Source organism: Nonomuraea sp. NPDC050733 (assembly GCF_040654215.1).
In the GTDB taxonomy this organism is placed as follows: Bacteria; Actinomycetota; Actinomycetes; order Streptosporangiales; family Streptosporangiaceae; genus Nonomuraea.
The window spans coordinates 761,871-778,307 of the sequence record NZ_JBFAHO010000001.1; the positions used below are offsets into that span (position 1 = coordinate 761,871).

Genomic DNA, 16,437 nt, shown 5'->3' on the forward strand with positions numbered 1-16,437 from the left:
GCGGGGGCCGGGCGTCACTTCTTCTGCTGGGAGGCGCCGCCCTTGCGCTTCTCGCGGATCTTCATCGTCACCTCGATGGGCGACCCGGCGAAGCCGAACTCCTCGCGGATGCGCCGCTCGATGAAGCGCCGGTAGGTCTCCTCCAGCCACCCCGAGGTGAACAGCACGAACTTCGGCGGCTCCACCGACGCCTGGGTGGCGAACAGGATCTTCGGCTGCTTGCCGCCCCGGACCGGCGGCGGCGTCTGCTGCACCAGCTCGGTCAGGAACGCGTTGAGCCTGGCCGTGGGCACCCGCGTCGACCACGACTCCAGGGCCTTCTCCAGGGCCGGAACGAGCCGGTCCACATGACGGCCGGTGCGGGCGGAGATGTTGACCCGCAGTGCCCACGGGGTGCGCACGAGCTGCCGGTCGATCTCCTTCTCCAGGTAGTAGCGGCGGTCCTCGTCGACGAGGTCCCACTTGTTGAACGCGACCACCATGGCGCGGCCCGACTCGATCACCAGGCCGATGATGCGCAGGTCCTGCTCGGTGAGCGGGTCGCTGGCGTCGATCAGCACGACCGCCACCTCCGAGCGCTCCAGCGCGGCCCGGGTGCGCATGGCCGCGTAGAAGTCGGCCCCCTGCAGCTCGCGGTCGCGCCGCCGGATGCCGGCCGTGTCGACGAAGCGCCAGGTGCGCCCGCCGAGCTCGATCAGCTCGTCCACCGGGTCACGGGTGGTGCCGGCCATCGGGTCGACCAGCACCCGCTCCTCGCCGGCGAGCTTGTTCAGCAGCGACGACTTGCCGACGTTGGGCTTGCCGAGCAGCGCCACCCGGGCGGGGCCGCGCTCGGTGCCGAACGTCTCGCTCGGCGTCTCCGGCAGCGCGTCGAGCACCACGTCCAGCAGGTCGCCGCTGGAACGGCCGTGCAGGGCCGAGACCGGGTACGGCTCGCCGAGGCCGAGTGACCACAGCGCGGCGGCCTCCAGCTCGACCAGCTGGTTGTCGACCTTGTTGGCGGCCAGGATGACCGGCTTGCCCGACTGGCGCAGCACCGAGCCGACGATCTCGTCGGAGTCGGTCGCGCCCACGGTCGCGTCGACCACGAACACGATCACGTCGGCCAGCTCGACCGCGACCTGCGCCTGCTCGGCGATGCGCAGCCCCATGCCGGTGGCGTCGGGGTCCCAGCCGCCGGTGTCGACGACCGTGAAGCGCTTGCCGCGCCAGTTGGCCTCGTAGGTCACCCGGTCCCGGGTCACGCCGGGCACGTCCTCGACGACCGCCTCCCGGCGGCCGATGATGCGGTTGACCAGCGTGGACTTGCCCACGTTCGGGCGTCCGACAATGGCCACGACGGGCAGCGGACCGCTGTCGCCGTGCTCTTCGGTTAGTGCGAGGTCGTCGAGATCAGCCTCGACCCAGTCCCCCGTAGACACGATGTTTCATCCTTAGTGAGTCCCGCACCTGTTCAGGCGCGCTCGTAGTGCTGGCCGCCGGAGCCGCTCCGCGCCGCGGAACCGCTCCGCTCCTCGACCAGTCTCAGCACCTCCGCGATGACCTGCTCCAGGTTCAGCGCGGTGGTGTCGAGCTCGACGGCGCCATCCGCCATCGAGAGTGGATCGGTCTTGCGTGTCGAGTCGAGCCTGTCGCGCCTGGCCAGCTCGGCCTGCTGGGCCTCGACCGTGGTGGACTCGACCGTCGTGGATTGGGCCGTCGTGGATTGGGCCGTCGTGGATTCGGCCGCGGCGCCGGACAGCTCCGCGTGGCGGCGCTGGGCGCGGGCCTCGGCGCTGGCCGTCAGGTAGATCTTGAGCGTCGCGTCGGGCGCGACGACCGTGCCGATGTCACGGCCCTCGACCACGATGCCGCCGTCGCCGATGATCCGCCGCTGCAGGGCCACGAGCCGGGCCCGCACCTCGGGCACCGCCGCGACCAGCGAGACGGCGCCGGTCACCAGCGCGCCCCGGATCGGCCCCGCCACGTCCACGCCGTCGACGTGGATCGACGGGGCGTCGGGGTCGGTGCCGGAGACGATCTCGGGCTCGACGGCCCGCGCCGCGACCGCGTCGGTGTCGGCCGGGTCCACGCCCTGCTCCAGCACCCACCAGGTCATCGCCCGGTACATGGCGCCGGTGTCGAGGTAACGCAGGCCGAGGGCCTTGGCCACCCCGCGCGACGCGCTCGACTTGCCCGACCCCGAAGGGCCGTCCATGGCGACGACCAGACCGGCCACGGCCTCTCCTTCTTCACGCTCTCAAGGCTCTTACTCGACCTGAAGAGGCTACCGCCTCACGCCTGTTCCGGCGTCCGCCCGCGTCCCCTCGCGCCTGGCGGAGCGCGCCCCGGGTCCGCCGGTGCGGGGCGGCCGGTGCGGGGCGGCCGGTGCGGGGCGGCCGCAGGACCACAGTGCCGTGACAGTCCGGTATGGGGGCGTATGACGACTAAGGGGCGGCATTCCGGTTAGGGACCGTACATGGTCGAACGGGTTACGGTGGTGGTGGCCACCAGGAATCGACGGCGCGCGCTGGCCGGGTCCCTCCCCCACCACCCACGCCCCGCCATCCTGGTCGACAACGGCTCCACCGACGGCAGTCCCGGCTTCGTCCGCCGCCACTTCCCCGACGTCACCGTCGTCGAGGCCGGCCAGAACCTGGGCGCGCCGGCCCGCAACGTGGGCGTGCGCATGGCGCGGACCCCGTACGTGGCCTTCGCCGACGACGACTCCTGGTGGGCGCCCGGGGCGCTGGCACGGGCGGCGGACGTCCTCGACGCGTACCCACGCCTGGCCGTGCTGGCCGCCCGCGTCCTCGTCGGCCCCCAGGAGCGCCCCGACCCGGTGTGCGAGGAGATGGCCCGCTCCCCGCTCGGCCACGAGCCGGACCTGCCCGGCCCGAGCGTGCTGGGCTTCCTCGCGTGCGGCGCGGTGGTGCGCAGGGACGCCTTCCTGGAGGCCGGCGGGTTCGACGACGTCATCTTCTTCTTCGGCGAGGAGGAACGCCTGGCCATGGACCTGGCCGCCAAGGGCTGGGGGCTCGCCTACGTCGACGACGTGGTCGCCCACCACCATCCGTCCCCGTCGCGGGACCCGCGCGGGCGCAAGGAGCTCGCCACACGCAACTCCGTGCTCACGGCCGTGCTGCGCCGCCCGTGGAGCGTGGTCGCCCGGCGCTCGCTGGCGGCACTGCGCCAGGGCCCGCGCGGCTGGCAGGGGCTGCGCACGGCCGTTCCCCGGCTGCCGCTGGCGCTGGCGCAGCGGCGCGCGCTGCCCCCGGCGGTCGAGCGGGCCCGCCGGCTGCTGGAGGCCCGCCGATGAGCCCGCGGCACGCGCCGGGACCAGGGGACGACGAACGCCCGCCGGGCCGCCGGGAGACGTGGGAGCACGCGACCGAGACCGGAGGCGGCCGGGGGCGCGCGGCGGTGGACGCGCGGGTCGGCGCCGTCGTCATCACCTGGAACAGGCGCGAGGAGGTCCTCAGATCCGTCGGCCGGCTGCTCGCCCTCCCCGAACGCCCGAAGGTCGTGGTGGTCGACAACGGCTCGGACGACGGCACCGCCGAGGCCGTGTCCGCCGCGTACCCCCAGGCGGACGTGGTGGCGCTGCGCGAGAACCTGGGCGCCGTCGGCCGCAACCTCGGCGTGGAGCGGCTGGCCACGCCGTACGTGGCGTTCGCCGACGACGACACCTGGTGGGAGCCCGGCTCGCTGGCCCGCGCCGCCGACGTGCTGGACGCGCACCCGCGCCTGGCGGTCGTCACGGCCCGCATCCTCGCCGAGCCCGGCAGCCGGGAGGACCCGATCGTGCCGGAGCTGCGCGACTCCCCCGTACGCGGCCCGTCCTGGCTGCCCGGACCGGCGCTGGGCAGCTTCCTGGCGGGCGCGTCGGTGGTGCGCCGGGACGCGTTCCTGGAGTGCGGCGGGTTCTCGCGGCGGCTGTGGCTGGGCGGCGAGGAGGAGCTGCTGGCCGTCGACCTGGCGACCGCCGGCTGGGAGCTGTGCTATCTGGAGGAGCTGACCGTCCACCACGAGGCGTCCAGGAACCGTGACTCCCACGCCCGCAGGCGGGTGGGGCTGCGCAACACGCTCTGGTTCACCTGGCTGCGCCGCCCGGTGCGCGCGGCGATGCGCCGCACGCTGCACCTGGCGCGGACCGTGCCGCACGACCGTGTCTCCGCGCTCGCGGCCCTGGACGCGCTGCGCGGCCTGCCGTGGGTGCTCGCCGAGCGCCGCAGGGTCCCCGAGCGGGTGGAGGCCCGCCTGGCGAGCCTGGAGAAAGCCCAGGCCACCTCACAGGCCCGCCGCTACGTCTCCTGACTCTCGGACCACCCGAATGCGGCGAGACCAGCCGTTCCAGCACGGCAACGCACGCGCGCCCGGGAACGGCGGGACCTGCCGTTCCAGCACCCCGGGTACGGCGGACCGGCCGTTCCAGCACCCCAGGTACGGCGGACCTGCCGTTCCAGCACGGCAACACGCGCGAGTCCCAGGTACGGCGGGACCGGCCGTCCGGTACGGGAGGCCGCCTGTCCAGGCGCGGGCGGGCAGGCGGGTCAGGGGACCTGCCAGCCCCGCTCGTGCAGGGCCCGGGTGAGGACCGGCGCCGCGTCCGGCTGGACCGACACCTCGGCGATGCCCAGCGGCAGGCCGGGCGCGTGCTCCAGCCGCACGTCCTCGACGTTGACGCCGACCTCGTCGCACACCTGGAACAGCTTGGCGAGCTGGCCGGGACGGTCGCCGATGACGACCTGGACCACCACGTAGGAGGAGGCGGGACCGCCGTGCTTGCCCGGGATGCGGCCGTGGCCCGCGACGCCCCGCTTGAGGAGCTGGGTGATCTCGCCGGAGGCGGTGCCGTCGCCGTCGGCCAGGGCGCGCAGCGCGGACGCCGCCTCGGACAGGTCGCGCGAGACCGCCTCCAGGACCTCGGCGACGGGCGCCGCGTTGCCGGCCAGGATGCCGAGCCAGAGTCCGGGGTCGCTGCCCGCGATCCGGGTGACGTCGCGCACGCCCTGCCCGGCCAGCCCGAGCGCCACCTCGGAGGCGTCGGCCAGGCGGGCCGCCACGGCCGAGGCGGTCACGTGGGGTGCGTGGGACACCACGGCGACGGCCCGGTCGTGGTCGTCGGCGTGCACCTCGACGGGGTTGGCCCCGCACAGCTCCACCAGGCGCAGCACCGCGGCCCTGGTCTCCGGGGAGCTCTCCGGGGTGGGGCAGAGCGCCCAGGGCCGGCCCAGAAACAGGTCGGCTCGCGCCGCCCCCGGGCCGGACTTCTCCCGCCCGGCCAGCGGGTGCGAGGCGACGTACGCACCGAGGTCGCAGCCGAGCCGGCGAGCCCCGTCGATGGGGACGGCCTTGACGCTGGCCACGTCGGTGTAGTGGGTGGCGGCGCCGGCCCGCTGGAGGGCGAGCAGCTCGGTGGCGACGTGTGCGGGCGGCACCGCGATCACCGCGAGATCCGCCCTCTCGGCACCGACTCCGGCACCGGTCATGTCCCCCGTACCGTCGGCTCCGGCACCTGTCACGCCGTCCGTACCACCGGCTCCGGCGCCCGTCACGCCGTCCGCGCCATCGGTCACGCCGTCCGCTCCGGCGGCCGTCGCGCGGCCCGCCGCGAGTCGGGGCTGCCATTCCTCCCCCGCGCCCAGCTCACGCGCCAGGCGCATCGCGCCCTGGTCGCGGTCGGAGAGCAGCACGCGAACCCCGTGCCCGCGCAGCGCCAGCGCCACGGAGGTGCCGATGAGACCGGTGCCGACGACGAGCACGGTGCGGAGTTCGGAGGCCATGTCGATGTCCTGGGTCGTGTTCCGGGTGATCCGGGCCGGGTGGAAGGGTGCCGCTACTGGGCGATGTCCTGACGCAGGGCGATCGCGCCGCGCAGGTAGACGTGCTGGATCTCCGAGCGCGGCTTGTCCGTCTCGACGTGCGCCATGAGCCGCACCACGCGGGGCAGCGCGCCCGGCACGCCGATCTCGGTGCAGCAGATGAGCGGCACCTCGTGGAAGCCCAGCTTACGCGCCGCCAGGGCCGGGAACTCGGCCGTCAGGTCGGGTGTGGCGGTGAACAGCACGCTGATCACGTCGTCGGTGGTGAGCTGGTTGCGCTCCATCAGCGCGGCGACGAGCTCGGTCGTCCCCTCGATGATCGCGTCACGGTTGTCGGCGTCCACCTGGATCGCCCCGCGGATCGCCCGCACCATTGTGATCCGTCCCCTCTATAAGCGGTGGAGCCCGTGCGGACCTCCGCACGGGCTCCTGCGTTCTGATCAGGTTACAGCTTCACGGCCGCGTACAGCTCGCCCACTTCCTTCAGCGTGAGCGCGCGGATGGTGCCGGGCTTGGTACGGCCGAGCTTGACGGGCCCGAACTCGATCCTGGCCAGGTCGATGACCCGGTGACCGGCCACCTCCAGCAGGCGCCGCACCACGTGCTTGCGGCCCTCGTGCAGTACGACCTCGACCAGCGCCTGCTGGCCGTGCTCCTGCACGATCGTGAAGCTGTCCACCTTGACCAGGCCGTCCTCCAGCTCGATGCCCTGCCGGAGCCTGCGGCCGAGGTCGCGCGGGATGGGACCCGGCACCTTGGCCCAGTACTTCTTCTGGACTCCGTAGCTGGGGTGGGTCAGCCGGTTGGCCAGCTCGCCGTCGTTGGTGAGCAGCAGCAGGCCCTCGGTCTCGGTGTCGAGCCGGCCCACGTGGAACAGGCGCGGGGCCAGCTCCTCGACGTAGTCGGCCAGTGACGGGCGGCCCTGGGGGTCGCTCATGGTGGACACGACGCCGATGGGCTTGTTCAGGGCGTAGTAGACGAGGTCGGGGGCCGTGGGGATGCGCTTGCCGTCGACGTGGATGACCTGCGTGGCGGGGTCGACCTTGGCGCCGAACCTCCGCACGACCTGGCCGTTCACGGTGACGCGGCCGTCGCCGATCATCTCCTCGCAGGCGCGGCGGCTGGCCACGCCCGCCTGGGCGAGGACCTTCTGCAGCCGCACGCCGTCGGGCACCTCGGTGGTGTCGCGCTCGTCGGTGTAGCCCTCGGGGTAGAAGTTGCGGTCGCGCAGGGGCTGGCGGGCCGTCTTGAACCGGTCGCGCGGCGCGTCGCCGCCACGGCCGGCCGGCTGGCCGGTCCTGGTCGTCCCCTGGGAGCCACGGCCGGCGCCGTAACCGCCCTGGCCGCCGTAGCCGCCCTGGCCGTCTCGCCGTGCGCCGCCGCCCGCGGGCCGGCCACCCGACGAGGGACGGCCACCCGAGGTGGGACGGCCGATGGTCTCGAAGCCGCCGCGGGAGCCACGCGGCTCGTCACGACGGCCGAAGCGGGCGCGGGTGGACGAAGGGGAGTCGTCGCGCCGGCCGCTGCGATCGGCCCGGAACCCGGGACGGGAGTCCCCACGGGAGTCTCCACGGAAGTCCCCGCGGGAGTCGGAGCGGGACTCAGCACGGGCGTCGGTGCGGGAGTCAGCACGGGCGTCGTCCCGGTGGCCGCCGCCGTAGCCCGGCCTGTCACGGTAACCGGACCTGTCGCCGGAGCCGGGCCTGTCACCGTAACGCGGCCTGTCGCCGGAGCCCGAGCCGGAACGGTCGCCGTAACGCGGCCGGTCACCCGAGCCGGAACGGTCGCCGTAACGCGGCCGGTCGCCGGAACCGGATCGATCGCCGTAGCCGCCACGGTCCGTGGTGCGGTGGTCGGAGCGGAAGCCGCCGTCGCGGTCGTCACCGCGGCCGGTACGGGAGCCCGGACGGTCGTCACGCCGGTCGGAACGGAAGCCGCCACGGTCGTCGCGGCCGGCGGAGCGGGGGCCCGAACGGTCGTCGCCACGGTCGGAACGGAAACCGCCACGGTCATCGCGGCGGTCCGAACGGAAGCCGCCACGGTCGTCGCGGCGGTCCGAGAAGCCCCGGCCGGAGTCGCGCCGGACGAAGTCACGACCCCCGGAGTCACGGCCCCCGGAGTCACGGCCGCCGAAGTCACGGCCGCCAGAGCTGCGGCCGCCGGAGTCGCGGCCGCCGGGGCGGAAGCCGTCCTCACGGCTGCGGAAGCCGCTGTCGCGGCCCTCAGGCCGCGAGCCGCCCTCGCGGCCCTCGGAGCGGAAGCCGCCGCGGTCGCCGCCGGAGCGGTCGCGGGAGGTGGAGTCGCCGTACCGGGCGCGGGTGCCGCCGCGGTCGGCGCGAAGGGAGTCGCGGCCGGAACCGCCGCGAGAGTCGTCGGAGCGGAAGGCGGGACGCCCGCCGCGGCCGGTGGAGCCGCCGGTGCGTCCTCGACCGCGTCCATCACCGGACGGGGTGCTGCGCCTGTTGATCACTTTGTTGTCTCCTCGAGGTTTTCCACGTCGTCCGGGAGGAACGGAGCGAGCTCGGGGAGCTCGCTGAGGTCCTTCAGTCCCAGACGTTCAAGGAAGTATGAGCTTGTCCGGTAGAGCACTGCCTGGCTCTCCGGGTCGGTGCCGGCCTCTTCGACCAGCCCCCGTGCGACGAGCGTCCGCATGACGCCGTCGCTGTTGACACCGCGTACGGCGGCGACGCGGGCACGGCTCACCGGTTGCCGGTAGGCCACGACCGCGAGTGTTTCGAGCGCGGCCTGGGTCAGCCGCGTCTGCTGGCCGTCGCGGACGAACCGCTCGACCAGCGGCGCGCAGTCGGCACGCGTGTAGTAGCGCCAGCCTCCTGCGACCTCTCTCAGATCGAAACCCCGTCCGGCTCCGGTGTATTCCGCCGCCAGCGATCTGAGGGCGGCGGCCACCTCGTGGGTGGGGCGTTCGAGCACCTGGGCCAGCGTCACCTCGGGGACGGGGACGTCCACGACCATGAGGATGGCTTCGAGGGCGGCGCTGAGGCTCGGCGCGGGCCCGCCGTCCGGCTCCTCCCCGGCCTCCTCCGGGTCCTCACCCAGGGGAGGACCGGGTTCGTCCCACGGTTGGTCCACGGGCGACACGTCGGCGAACGGCTCGGGGTCCGGGTCAGGCTCGCGGGCCACGTCGAAGACGGGTGCCGCGTCGGATTCGGGTGCCGCGTAGAAGACGGGGGCCGGGTCGAAGACGGGGGCCGCGTCAGGCTCGGGTGCCGCGTCGAAGGCGGGGGCCGGGTCGGGCTCGGGGGCCGGGTCGGAGACGGGGGCCGGGGTGCGGGGCTGGGGGGCGGCGAGGGAGCCTGGGAGGGTCATCCAGGCCGGCAGCGGCGTCTCCGGAGACCTGCGCGGCTGCGGCGGCCCGTCGTCGGCGCGGGCGTCCATCGGCCCGCCGGAGTGGTCCCGCAGCCGATCGTCCGGGTGCTCGTCCAGTCGATCGTCCGGGTGATCGTCCGGGTGCTCGCCGGGGCGGTCGTCAGTCATCAGCAGCCTTCTCCGCGCTCTCCGCGCTTCGCGCGCTCTCCTCGTAGTCGTCGCCCACCGCGACGTCGCCCTCGTCGCTGCCCGTCCAGGTGACGTGCAGGTCGCCCAGCGGCTCGACCTGGTCGAAGCTGACCGCCGACTCGCGGAACAGCTCCAGGACGGCCAGGAAGCGGGCGATGACCTCGAAGGTGCCGTCACAGTCGGCGACCAGGGCCCGGAAGGTGGCCCGGCGCATGCGCCTGAGGCGCTGGACCAGGATAGCGGCTTGCTCGCGGACGCTGGCCAAAGGCTGGTAGATGTGGCCGACGCCCACCGTGGGCGGCGGCTTGGGGGTGAACGCCCTGGCGGCGATCTTCACGAGCTGCTCGGGGCCGATGCCGAGGATCAGCTCCGGCAGGAGCTCGGCGAAGCGGGGCTCCATCGGCACGGCGCGCGGGAAGCGGAGCGCCTCGTCGGCCATGCGGCCCGCGAAGACCTTGGCGACCTCCTTGTACGCCTTGTACTGGAGCAGCCGGGCGAACAGCAGGTCGCGGGCCTCCAGCAGCGCGAGGTCCTCCTCGTCCTCGACCTCGCCGGAGGGCAGCAGCCGGGCCGCCTTGAGGTCGAGCAGGGTGGCCGCGACCAGCAGGAAATGGCTGGTCTGGTCGAGGTCCCACTCGGGGCCGCGCGAGCGGATGTAGGCGATGAACTCGTCGGTGACCTGGGACAGGGACACCTCGGTGATGTCCAGCTTGTGCTTGGCGATCAGCCCCAGCAGCAGGTCGAACGGTCCCTCGAAGACGTCAAGGTGGACCTGGAACCCGGCCTTCGCGGCCTGGTCCCCGTCGTGGACGGCGCTCCCCCGCTCTGACGTCACCTGGCCATTGTGGCAGGCGCGGGCCAGCGCGAGAGCACTTCGCGGGCCAGCTCACGGTAGGCGCTGGCGCCGAGGGAGGACGGGTCGAAGGTGGTGATCGGCTCGCCGGCGACGGTGGCGTCGGGGAAGCGGACGGTGCGGTTGATCACCGTGTGGAAGACCTTGTCGCCGAACGCCTCGACGACGCGGGCGAGCACCTCGCGGCCGTGCAGGGTACGGGCGTCGTACATGGTCGCCAGCAGGCCCTCGATCTCGAGGTCCTCGTTGAGTCGCTCCTGAACCTTGGAGATCGTGTCCATGAGCAGGGCGACGCCGCGCAGCGCGAAGAACTCGCACTCCAGCGGCACCATGACGCCGTGGGCGCAGGTGAGCGCGTTGATGGTGAGCAGGCCGAGCGACGGCTGGCAGTCGATGAGGCACACGTCGTAGTGCGGCAGCAGCGGCTTGAGCACGCGGCCGAGCACCTGCTCACGGGCGACCTCGGTGACGAGCTGGACCTCGGCGGCCGACAGGTCGATGTTGCTGGGCAGCAGGTCGAGGCCCTCGACGCCGGTCTCCAGCAGCACGTCCTCGGCGGTGACGTTGCGCTCCATCAGCAGGTTGTAGACCGTGAGGTCGAGCTGCAGCGGGTTGATGCCGAGGCCCACCGACAGGGCGCCCTGCGGGTCGAAGTCGACGAGCAGGACCTTGAGGCCGTACTCGACGAGCGCGGCGCCCAGGTTGATGGTGGTGGTGGTCTTGCCGACCCCGCCCTTCTGGTTGACCATCGCGACGACCCGCGCCGGCCCGTGGACCTCCGGCGGCACGGGCTCCGGGAACACCGGGCGCGGGCGCCTGGTGGGGCCCAGGTTCACGCCGGTGGAAGGCGTGTCGGTCTTCGTGTCACCCCAGGGGTTGTCGGGGGTCCCCGGGGTCGAACCGTTGGTCTTCACAGTCACCAGCTCGAACCTCCCTGACGATCCCGAACCGGACCGTCCGGACGGACACTATGGCGTCATCACTAAACGCGGCAAGGCGGCACGCCGAACCGTGGCACGCCGCAAAAGACTATAGATCACTGCCGGGCGCGGGGGTGCGCGGCGGCGTACACCTCACGGAGCTTGTCGACCGTGACCAGGGTGTAGACCTGGGTGGTCGTCACCGAGGCGTGGCCGAGCAGCTCCTGGACCACCCTAACGTCGGCGCCCCCGTCGATGAGGTGGGTTGCGAAGGAATGGCGGAGAACGTGCGGGGATATCCCGTGGAGTCCGGCCCGTTCGGCGGCGGCCTGGAGCACCTCCCAGGCGCCCTGCCGGGTCAGGCGCCCGCCGCGCGCGTTGAGGAACACCGCGGGGGTGCCGCGGCCGTGGGCGAGCAGCGCGGGGCGGGCCCTGACGAGGTACGCGTCGAGCGCGGAGCGGGCGTAGCGGCCGAGCGGCACGACGCGGGTGCGGCCGCCCTTGCCGCGCAGCCGCACCTGGTCGTCCTCCAGGTCGTCGACGGCCAGGCCGACGGCCTCGTCGATGCGCGCGCCCGTGCCGTACAGGACCTCCAGCAGGGCGCGGGTGCGGAGGGTCAGTGGCGCGCCGTCGGGGCCGGAGGCGGCGATGAGCCGCTCGACCTGGTCGACGGCGATCGGCTTGGGCAGCCTGCGGGGCTGGCGCGGCGGGCGCACCTGGTGGGCCGGGTCGTGGGCGGTGACGCCCTCGCGCAGCGCGAAGCGGTGCAGCCCGCGCACGGCGGACACCGCCCGCGCGGCCGAGGCGGCCGAGAGGGCGGGGTGCTCGCCGTCGCCCTCGCGCAGCGCGGCGAGGAAGGCGAGGACGTCGTCCTCGCCCACCTCGCCGAGCGTGGCGTGCCCGCGCGAGCGCAGGTACTCCGCGTAACGGGTCAGGTCACGGCGGTAGGAGGCCAGCGTGTTGGCAGCGAGACCCCGCTCCACCGCCAGATGGGCGAGGTAGCTGGAGAGCACCGCCTCCACGAATCGGTCCTTCCGTCACGCCTCAGGGGCGTCGGCGGGGCGCAAACCGGTGAAGCCCTCGACCGATGCCGCGTACGCGGCGAGGATACCGGCCACGGCCGGGGAATTGTGGATCATTCCCATGAGCGCGTGCTCGACGGCGTCGGCCAGCGGCACCCACTCGACCGGCATGCCGATCTCCTCGTGCTCGGGGACGAAGCCGTTCTCCTCCTCGGGGATCGGCGTCAGGTCGCGGGCGAGGAAGACGCGGATGCGCTCGTCGGTCATGCCGGGCGAGGTGAGCAGATCGACCAGCGTGTGCCAGGTGGCGGCGCGGTGGCCGGCCTCCTCGGCCAGCTCCCGCGCGGCGGTCTCGGCCAGGGGCTCGCCCTCGACGTCGCGCAGGCCGGCGGGCAGCTCCCACAGCAGTCTGCGGGCCGGGTGGCGGTACTGGCGGATCATCAGGACCCGGTCGTCGGCGTCGAGCGCGACCACCGCGACCGCGCCGACGTGGCGGACGTAGTCGCGGTCGGCCACCGTGTCACCGGGCATCCGGACGGTGTCGGTGACGACCTCGAACACCCGGCCCTTGAACCGCTCGGTGGAGGAGACGACCTCCCACGCCTCGGGCGCGTCCTCGACCCTCACTTGGCGACCTTGGAGGTGACGCGGCTGTCGGCGTAGACGAGCGAGGCGGCGATCAGGCCCTTGAACATCGGGTTGGACCGCGTCGGCCGGGACCGGAACTCGGGGTGGGCCTGGGTGCCGATGAAGAACGGGTGGACGTCGACCGGCAGCTCGGTGTACTCGACCAGGCGGCCGTCGGGCGACAGCCCGGAGAACACCAGGCCGACCTTCTCCAGCTGCTCCCGGTAGGCGTTGTTGACCTCGTAGCGGTGGCGGTGACGCTCGTCGGCCTTGGCCTTGCCGCCGTAGAGCTGGCGGGCCAGCGTGCCCTCGCCGAGCTTGGCGGTGTAGACGCCGAGCCGCATGGTGCCGCCCATGTCGCGCTCGCCGGCGACGACGTCCTCCTGGTCGGCCATCGTGGAGATGACCGGGTGCTTGGTGTCGGGGTCGAACTCGGCGGAGTTGGCCTCGGCGACGCCGGCCAGGTTGCGGGCGGCCTCGATGACCATGCCCTGCATGCCGAGGCAGATGCCGAGCAGCGGGACCTTGTGCTCGCGGGCGTGGCGGATCGCGCCGATCTTGCCCTCGATGCCGCGCACGCCGAACCCGCCGGGGATCAGCACGCCGTCGACGCCGTCGAGCTCGCGCGCCGCGCCCTCGGGGGTCTCGCAGTCGTCGCTCTTGACCCAGCGGATGTTGACGCGCGCGTCGTTGGCGAACCCGCCGGCACGCAGCGCCTCGGTGACCGACAGGTACGCGTCGGGCAGGTCGATGTACTTGCCGACCAGCGCGATCGTGACCTCCTTGGCGGGGCGGTGGACGCGCCGCAGGAGCTGGTCCCACTCCTTCCAGTCGACGTCGCGGAACGGCAGGCCGAGCCGGCGCACCACGTACGCGTCGAGGCCCTCGGCGTGGAGCACCTTGGGGATGTCGTAGATGGAGGCGGCGTCGATGGCGGAGACCACGGCGTCCTCGTCCACGTCGCACATCAGGCTGATCTTGCGCTTGATCGCGGTCTGGACCGGCCGGTCGGACCGGAGCACGATCGCGTCGGGCTGGATGCCGATGCTGCGCAGCGCGGCCACGCTGTGCTGGGTGGGCTTGGTCTTGAGCTCGCCGGACGGCCCGATGTAGGGCAGCAGCGACACGTGCAGGAAGAACACGTTGTCGCGGCCGACCTCGTGCCGGATCTGGCGCACCGCCTCCAGGAAGGGCAGCGACTCGATGTCGCCGACCGTGCCGCCCACCTCGGTGATGACCACGTCCACGTCGGGACCGGCCATGCCCCGGATGCGGTCCTTGATCTCGTTGGTGATGTGCGGGATGACCTGGACGGTGTCGCCGAGGTACTCGCCGCGCCGCTCCTTGGCGATGACGTTGGAGTAGACCTGGCCGGTGGTCACGTTGGCCGAGCCGTGCAGGTCGGTGTCGAGGAACCGCTCGTAGTGGCCGACGTCGAGGTCGGTCTCGGAGCCGTCGTCGGTGACGAAGACCTCGCCGTGCTGGAACGGGTTCATGGTGCCGGGGTCGACGTTGAGGTAGGGGTCGAGCTTCTGCATGGTGACCCGTAGACCTCGCCCCTTGAGCAGGCGGCCGAGGCTGGACGCCGTGAGCCCCTTGCCGAGACTTGAGGCGACACCGCCGGTGACGAACAGATGCTTGGTTTGCGATGCGCTGCGCAAAGGGGCTCCCGTGGCTCGAGGCGTGGTCGAACTGTCCACGGGCTCTCAGGATATCAAACAACGTCCCCGACATGCCCGAACGGTATGACCTAGCGGTAACTTTGGGCGCTATGTCATGCGTACGGCGGGCCCTGGGCACGCTCATCCACCGTGGCTACACGGCGATCCGCGACGCCGGGGCCATCACTCCGGCGAGTCCCGCGGGGCACCGGTTCCGCAGGCTGGGCGAGGGCGCGAAGATCGCCTTCCCGCCCGGGGCGATCTTCGGCGAGCGGTGGATCGAGGTCGGCGACCACACGCTCGTGGGCGAGCGGGTGTCGCTGTCGTGCGGCATGATGCCGGGCGTGGAGCTGGGACCCGGCTCGATCCTGCGGATCGGCGGCGGCTGCTCGATCGGCCGGGGCTCGCACATCGTGGCCCACCAGTCGATCGACATCGGCGACGACGTCTTCACCGGACCGTACGTCTACATCACCGACCAGAACCACGTCTACGACGACCCGGACGTGCCGATCGGGCGGCAGTGGCCGCGCAACAGCCCGGTCTCGATCGGTGCCGGGTCCTGGCTGGGTGCCGGGGCGATCATCCTGCCGGGCACGCGGCTCGGGCGGCAGTGCGTGGTGGCCGGGGGCGCGGTGGTGCGGGGCGAGTTCCCGGACCACAGCGTGGTGGCGGGGGTGCCGGCGCGGCTGGTGCGCGGGTACAGCCCGGAGCTCGGCTGGCACGCGCCCGGCGCGGCCGGCGGGGCTTCGGCGGCGCCGCCGGATCACCCGGGCGCGACCCTGGTGACGCCGCCGGATCACCCGGGGCTGGACCGAACATCGTTCTGACGGTTAGCGTCGATCCATGCGCACCGCCATCTGCGAGCGTCTGGGCGTCGAGTTCCCGCTGTTCGCCTTCAGCCACTGCCGCGACGTCGTGGCCGCGGTGACGAACGCCGGCGGCTTCGGCGTGCTCGGCGCCATCGCGTACACGCCCGAGCAGCTCGACACCGAGCTCACCTGGCTCGACGAGCGGGTGGGCGGCCGGCCGTACGGCGTGGACGTGCTGCTGCCCGGCAAGGTCGACGCGTCGGCGCTCGACGCCGAGGCGCGGCTGGCCGACGCCGTCCCCGAGCGGCACCGCGACTTCGTCGCGCACCTGATGTCCAAGTACGGCGTCGGCGGGTCCGGCGGGCCCATCGGCGGGCCCGGGATCGGGTCGGCCGACGAGCTCGGCAGGCGGGTGACCGCGGCGGGCGCGGCCGGGCTGATCGACGTGGCGCTGGAGCACCCCGTGGGCCTGGTCGCCAGCGCGCTCGGCCCGCCGCCGCCCGAGCTGGTCGAGAAGGCGCGCGCGGCCGGGGTGCCGGTCGCGGCGCTGGTCGGCACGGTGGAGCACGCGCGCAGGCAGGTGGCGGCGGGCGCCGACATCATCGTGGCGCAGGGCACGGAGGCCGGCGGGCACACCGGTGAGATCTCCACGATGGTGCTGGTGCCCCAGGTCGTGGACGCGGTCGGGCCGGTGCCCGTGCTGGCGGCCGGCGGGATCGCCTCCGGGCGGCAGATGGCCGCCGCCATGGCGCTGGGGGCCGAGGGCGTGTGGTGCGGCTCGGTCTGGCTGACCACCGAGGAGGCCGAGACGGCGCCCGCGGTCAAGCGCAAAATGCTGGCCGCCTCGTCGCTCGACACCGTGCGGTCCCGCTCCCGCACCGGCAAGCCGGCCCGCCAGCTCAGGTCGGCGTGGACCGACGAATGGGACTCCGGCCAGGAGAGCCCCGGCCCGCTGGGCATGCCGCTGCAACTGCTCGTCGCCGAGTCGGCGATGGCCCGCATCGGCGCGGCGGCCGAGCGGGGCGAGCCGGGGGCGCTGGAGTTGGCCAACTACTTCGTCGGCCAGGTCGTGGGCCAGCTCGACCAGGTCAGGCCGGCGCGCGAGGTGGTGTACGCCATGGTCAGCGAGTTCGCGGACGCGGTGGAGCGGCTCGGCCGGCTGTCCGGCTGTGCAGCCAGGCGTCGTCGCCGAAGTCCCACGCGGGGGCGAGCAGGGCGGTGG

15 protein-coding genes are annotated in these 16,437 nt (G+C 73.3%); 4 read left to right on the forward strand and 11 right to left on the reverse strand.

The genetic code is table 11. The features are described 5' to 3' along the window. Positions 1 to 14 precede the first annotated feature (14 nt). Positions 15 to 1,421 carry a ribosome biogenesis GTPase Der gene (der, locus tag AB0H64_RS03570; RefSeq protein ID WP_357619646.1) on the reverse strand — a complete coding sequence of 469 codons (1,407 nt, stop codon included), beginning with the start codon at positions 1,419 to 1,421 and terminating at the stop codon, positions 15 to 17. A gap of 32 nt (positions 1,422 to 1,453) precedes the next feature. After that, positions 1,454 to 2,218, reverse strand: a complete 765-nt coding sequence (gene cmk / locus AB0H64_RS03575) for a (d)CMP kinase (protein WP_357619648.1) — start codon at positions 2,216 to 2,218, stop codon at positions 1,454 to 1,456. A 240-nt stretch (positions 2,219 to 2,458) separates the two neighbouring features. Between cmk and AB0H64_RS03580 the strand changes: the two genes are divergently transcribed. Both AB0H64_RS03580 and AB0H64_RS03585 read left to right on the forward strand, forming a co-directional pair. Beyond that, on the forward strand, positions 2,459 to 3,298 hold the full coding sequence (locus AB0H64_RS03580; RefSeq protein ID WP_357619650.1) for a glycosyltransferase: 840 nt from the start codon (positions 2,459 to 2,461) through the stop codon (positions 3,296 to 3,298). Then, a complete protein-coding gene (locus AB0H64_RS03585; RefSeq protein WP_357619652.1) occupies positions 3,295 to 4,296 on the forward strand; it encodes a glycosyltransferase family 2 protein in 1,002 nt (333 codons plus the stop codon). The genes AB0H64_RS03580 and AB0H64_RS03585 overlap by 4 nt, the downstream gene beginning before the upstream one ends. Before the next feature lie 236 nt (positions 4,297 to 4,532). On the opposite strand, the gene AB0H64_RS03590 is transcribed toward AB0H64_RS03585, so the two are convergent. The 9 genes from AB0H64_RS03590 to AB0H64_RS03630 all read right to left on the reverse strand — a co-directional run bounded on the left by AB0H64_RS03590 (position 4,533) and on the right by AB0H64_RS03630 (position 14,403). Beyond that, complete coding sequence (locus tag AB0H64_RS03590) at positions 4,533 to 5,765, reverse strand: prephenate dehydrogenase (RefSeq protein WP_357619654.1); 1,233 nt, start codon at positions 5,763 to 5,765, stop codon at positions 4,533 to 4,535. Between the two features lie 53 nt (positions 5,766 to 5,818). Further along, positions 5,819 to 6,178 (reverse strand): chorismate mutase, encoded by a 360-nt coding sequence (gene aroH, locus AB0H64_RS03595; protein WP_357619656.1) that lies wholly within the window; start codon positions 6,176 to 6,178, stop codon positions 5,819 to 5,821. A 71-nt stretch (positions 6,179 to 6,249) separates the two neighbouring features. Then, positions 6,250 to 8,274, reverse strand: a complete 2,025-nt coding sequence (locus AB0H64_RS03600) for a pseudouridine synthase (RefSeq protein ID WP_357619658.1) — start codon at positions 8,272 to 8,274, stop codon at positions 6,250 to 6,252. Then, the gene (gene scpB / locus AB0H64_RS03605) at positions 8,271 to 8,861 is read right to left on the reverse strand and encodes an SMC-Scp complex subunit ScpB (RefSeq protein WP_357619720.1); all 591 of its coding nucleotides are present in this window, start codon (positions 8,859 to 8,861) and stop codon (positions 8,271 to 8,273) included. Before scpB ends, AB0H64_RS03600 begins: the two co-directional genes overlap by 4 nt. Before the next feature lie 430 nt (positions 8,862 to 9,291). Next, complete coding sequence (locus AB0H64_RS03610) at positions 9,292 to 10,155, reverse strand: segregation/condensation protein A (protein WP_357619660.1); 864 nt, start codon at positions 10,153 to 10,155, stop codon at positions 9,292 to 9,294. Beyond that, the gene (locus AB0H64_RS03615) at positions 10,152 to 11,093 is read right to left on the reverse strand and encodes a ParA family protein (protein ID WP_310716701.1); all 942 of its coding nucleotides are present in this window, start codon (positions 11,091 to 11,093) and stop codon (positions 10,152 to 10,154) included. Before AB0H64_RS03615 ends, AB0H64_RS03610 begins: the two co-directional genes overlap by 4 nt. 116 nt (positions 11,094 to 11,209) lie before the next feature. After that, complete coding sequence (locus tag AB0H64_RS03620; RefSeq protein ID WP_357619663.1) at positions 11,210 to 12,115, reverse strand: site-specific tyrosine recombinase XerD; 906 nt, start codon at positions 12,113 to 12,115, stop codon at positions 11,210 to 11,212. A gap of 15 nt (positions 12,116 to 12,130) precedes the next feature. Continuing rightward, positions 12,131 to 12,742: an NUDIX hydrolase gene (locus AB0H64_RS03625; protein WP_357619665.1), complete on the reverse strand. Its 612-nt coding sequence runs from the start codon at positions 12,740 to 12,742 to the stop codon at positions 12,131 to 12,133. Beyond that, positions 12,739 to 14,403 carry a CTP synthase gene (locus tag AB0H64_RS03630; protein ID WP_357619667.1) on the reverse strand — a complete coding sequence of 555 codons (1,665 nt, stop codon included), beginning with the start codon at positions 14,401 to 14,403 and terminating at the stop codon, positions 12,739 to 12,741. Before AB0H64_RS03630 ends, AB0H64_RS03625 begins: the two co-directional genes overlap by 4 nt. Before the next feature lie 110 nt (positions 14,404 to 14,513). Between AB0H64_RS03630 and AB0H64_RS03635 the strand changes: the two genes are divergently transcribed. Further along, entirely contained in the window at positions 14,514 to 15,233 is a 720-nt protein-coding gene (locus tag AB0H64_RS03635; RefSeq protein ID WP_357619669.1) for an acyltransferase, read from the forward strand. Positions 15,234 to 15,249: 16 nt separating this feature from the next. Beyond that, positions 15,250 to 16,437 (forward strand): nitronate monooxygenase family protein (locus AB0H64_RS03640; protein WP_357619671.1); only part of this gene is annotated, 1,188 nt, incomplete at its 3' end.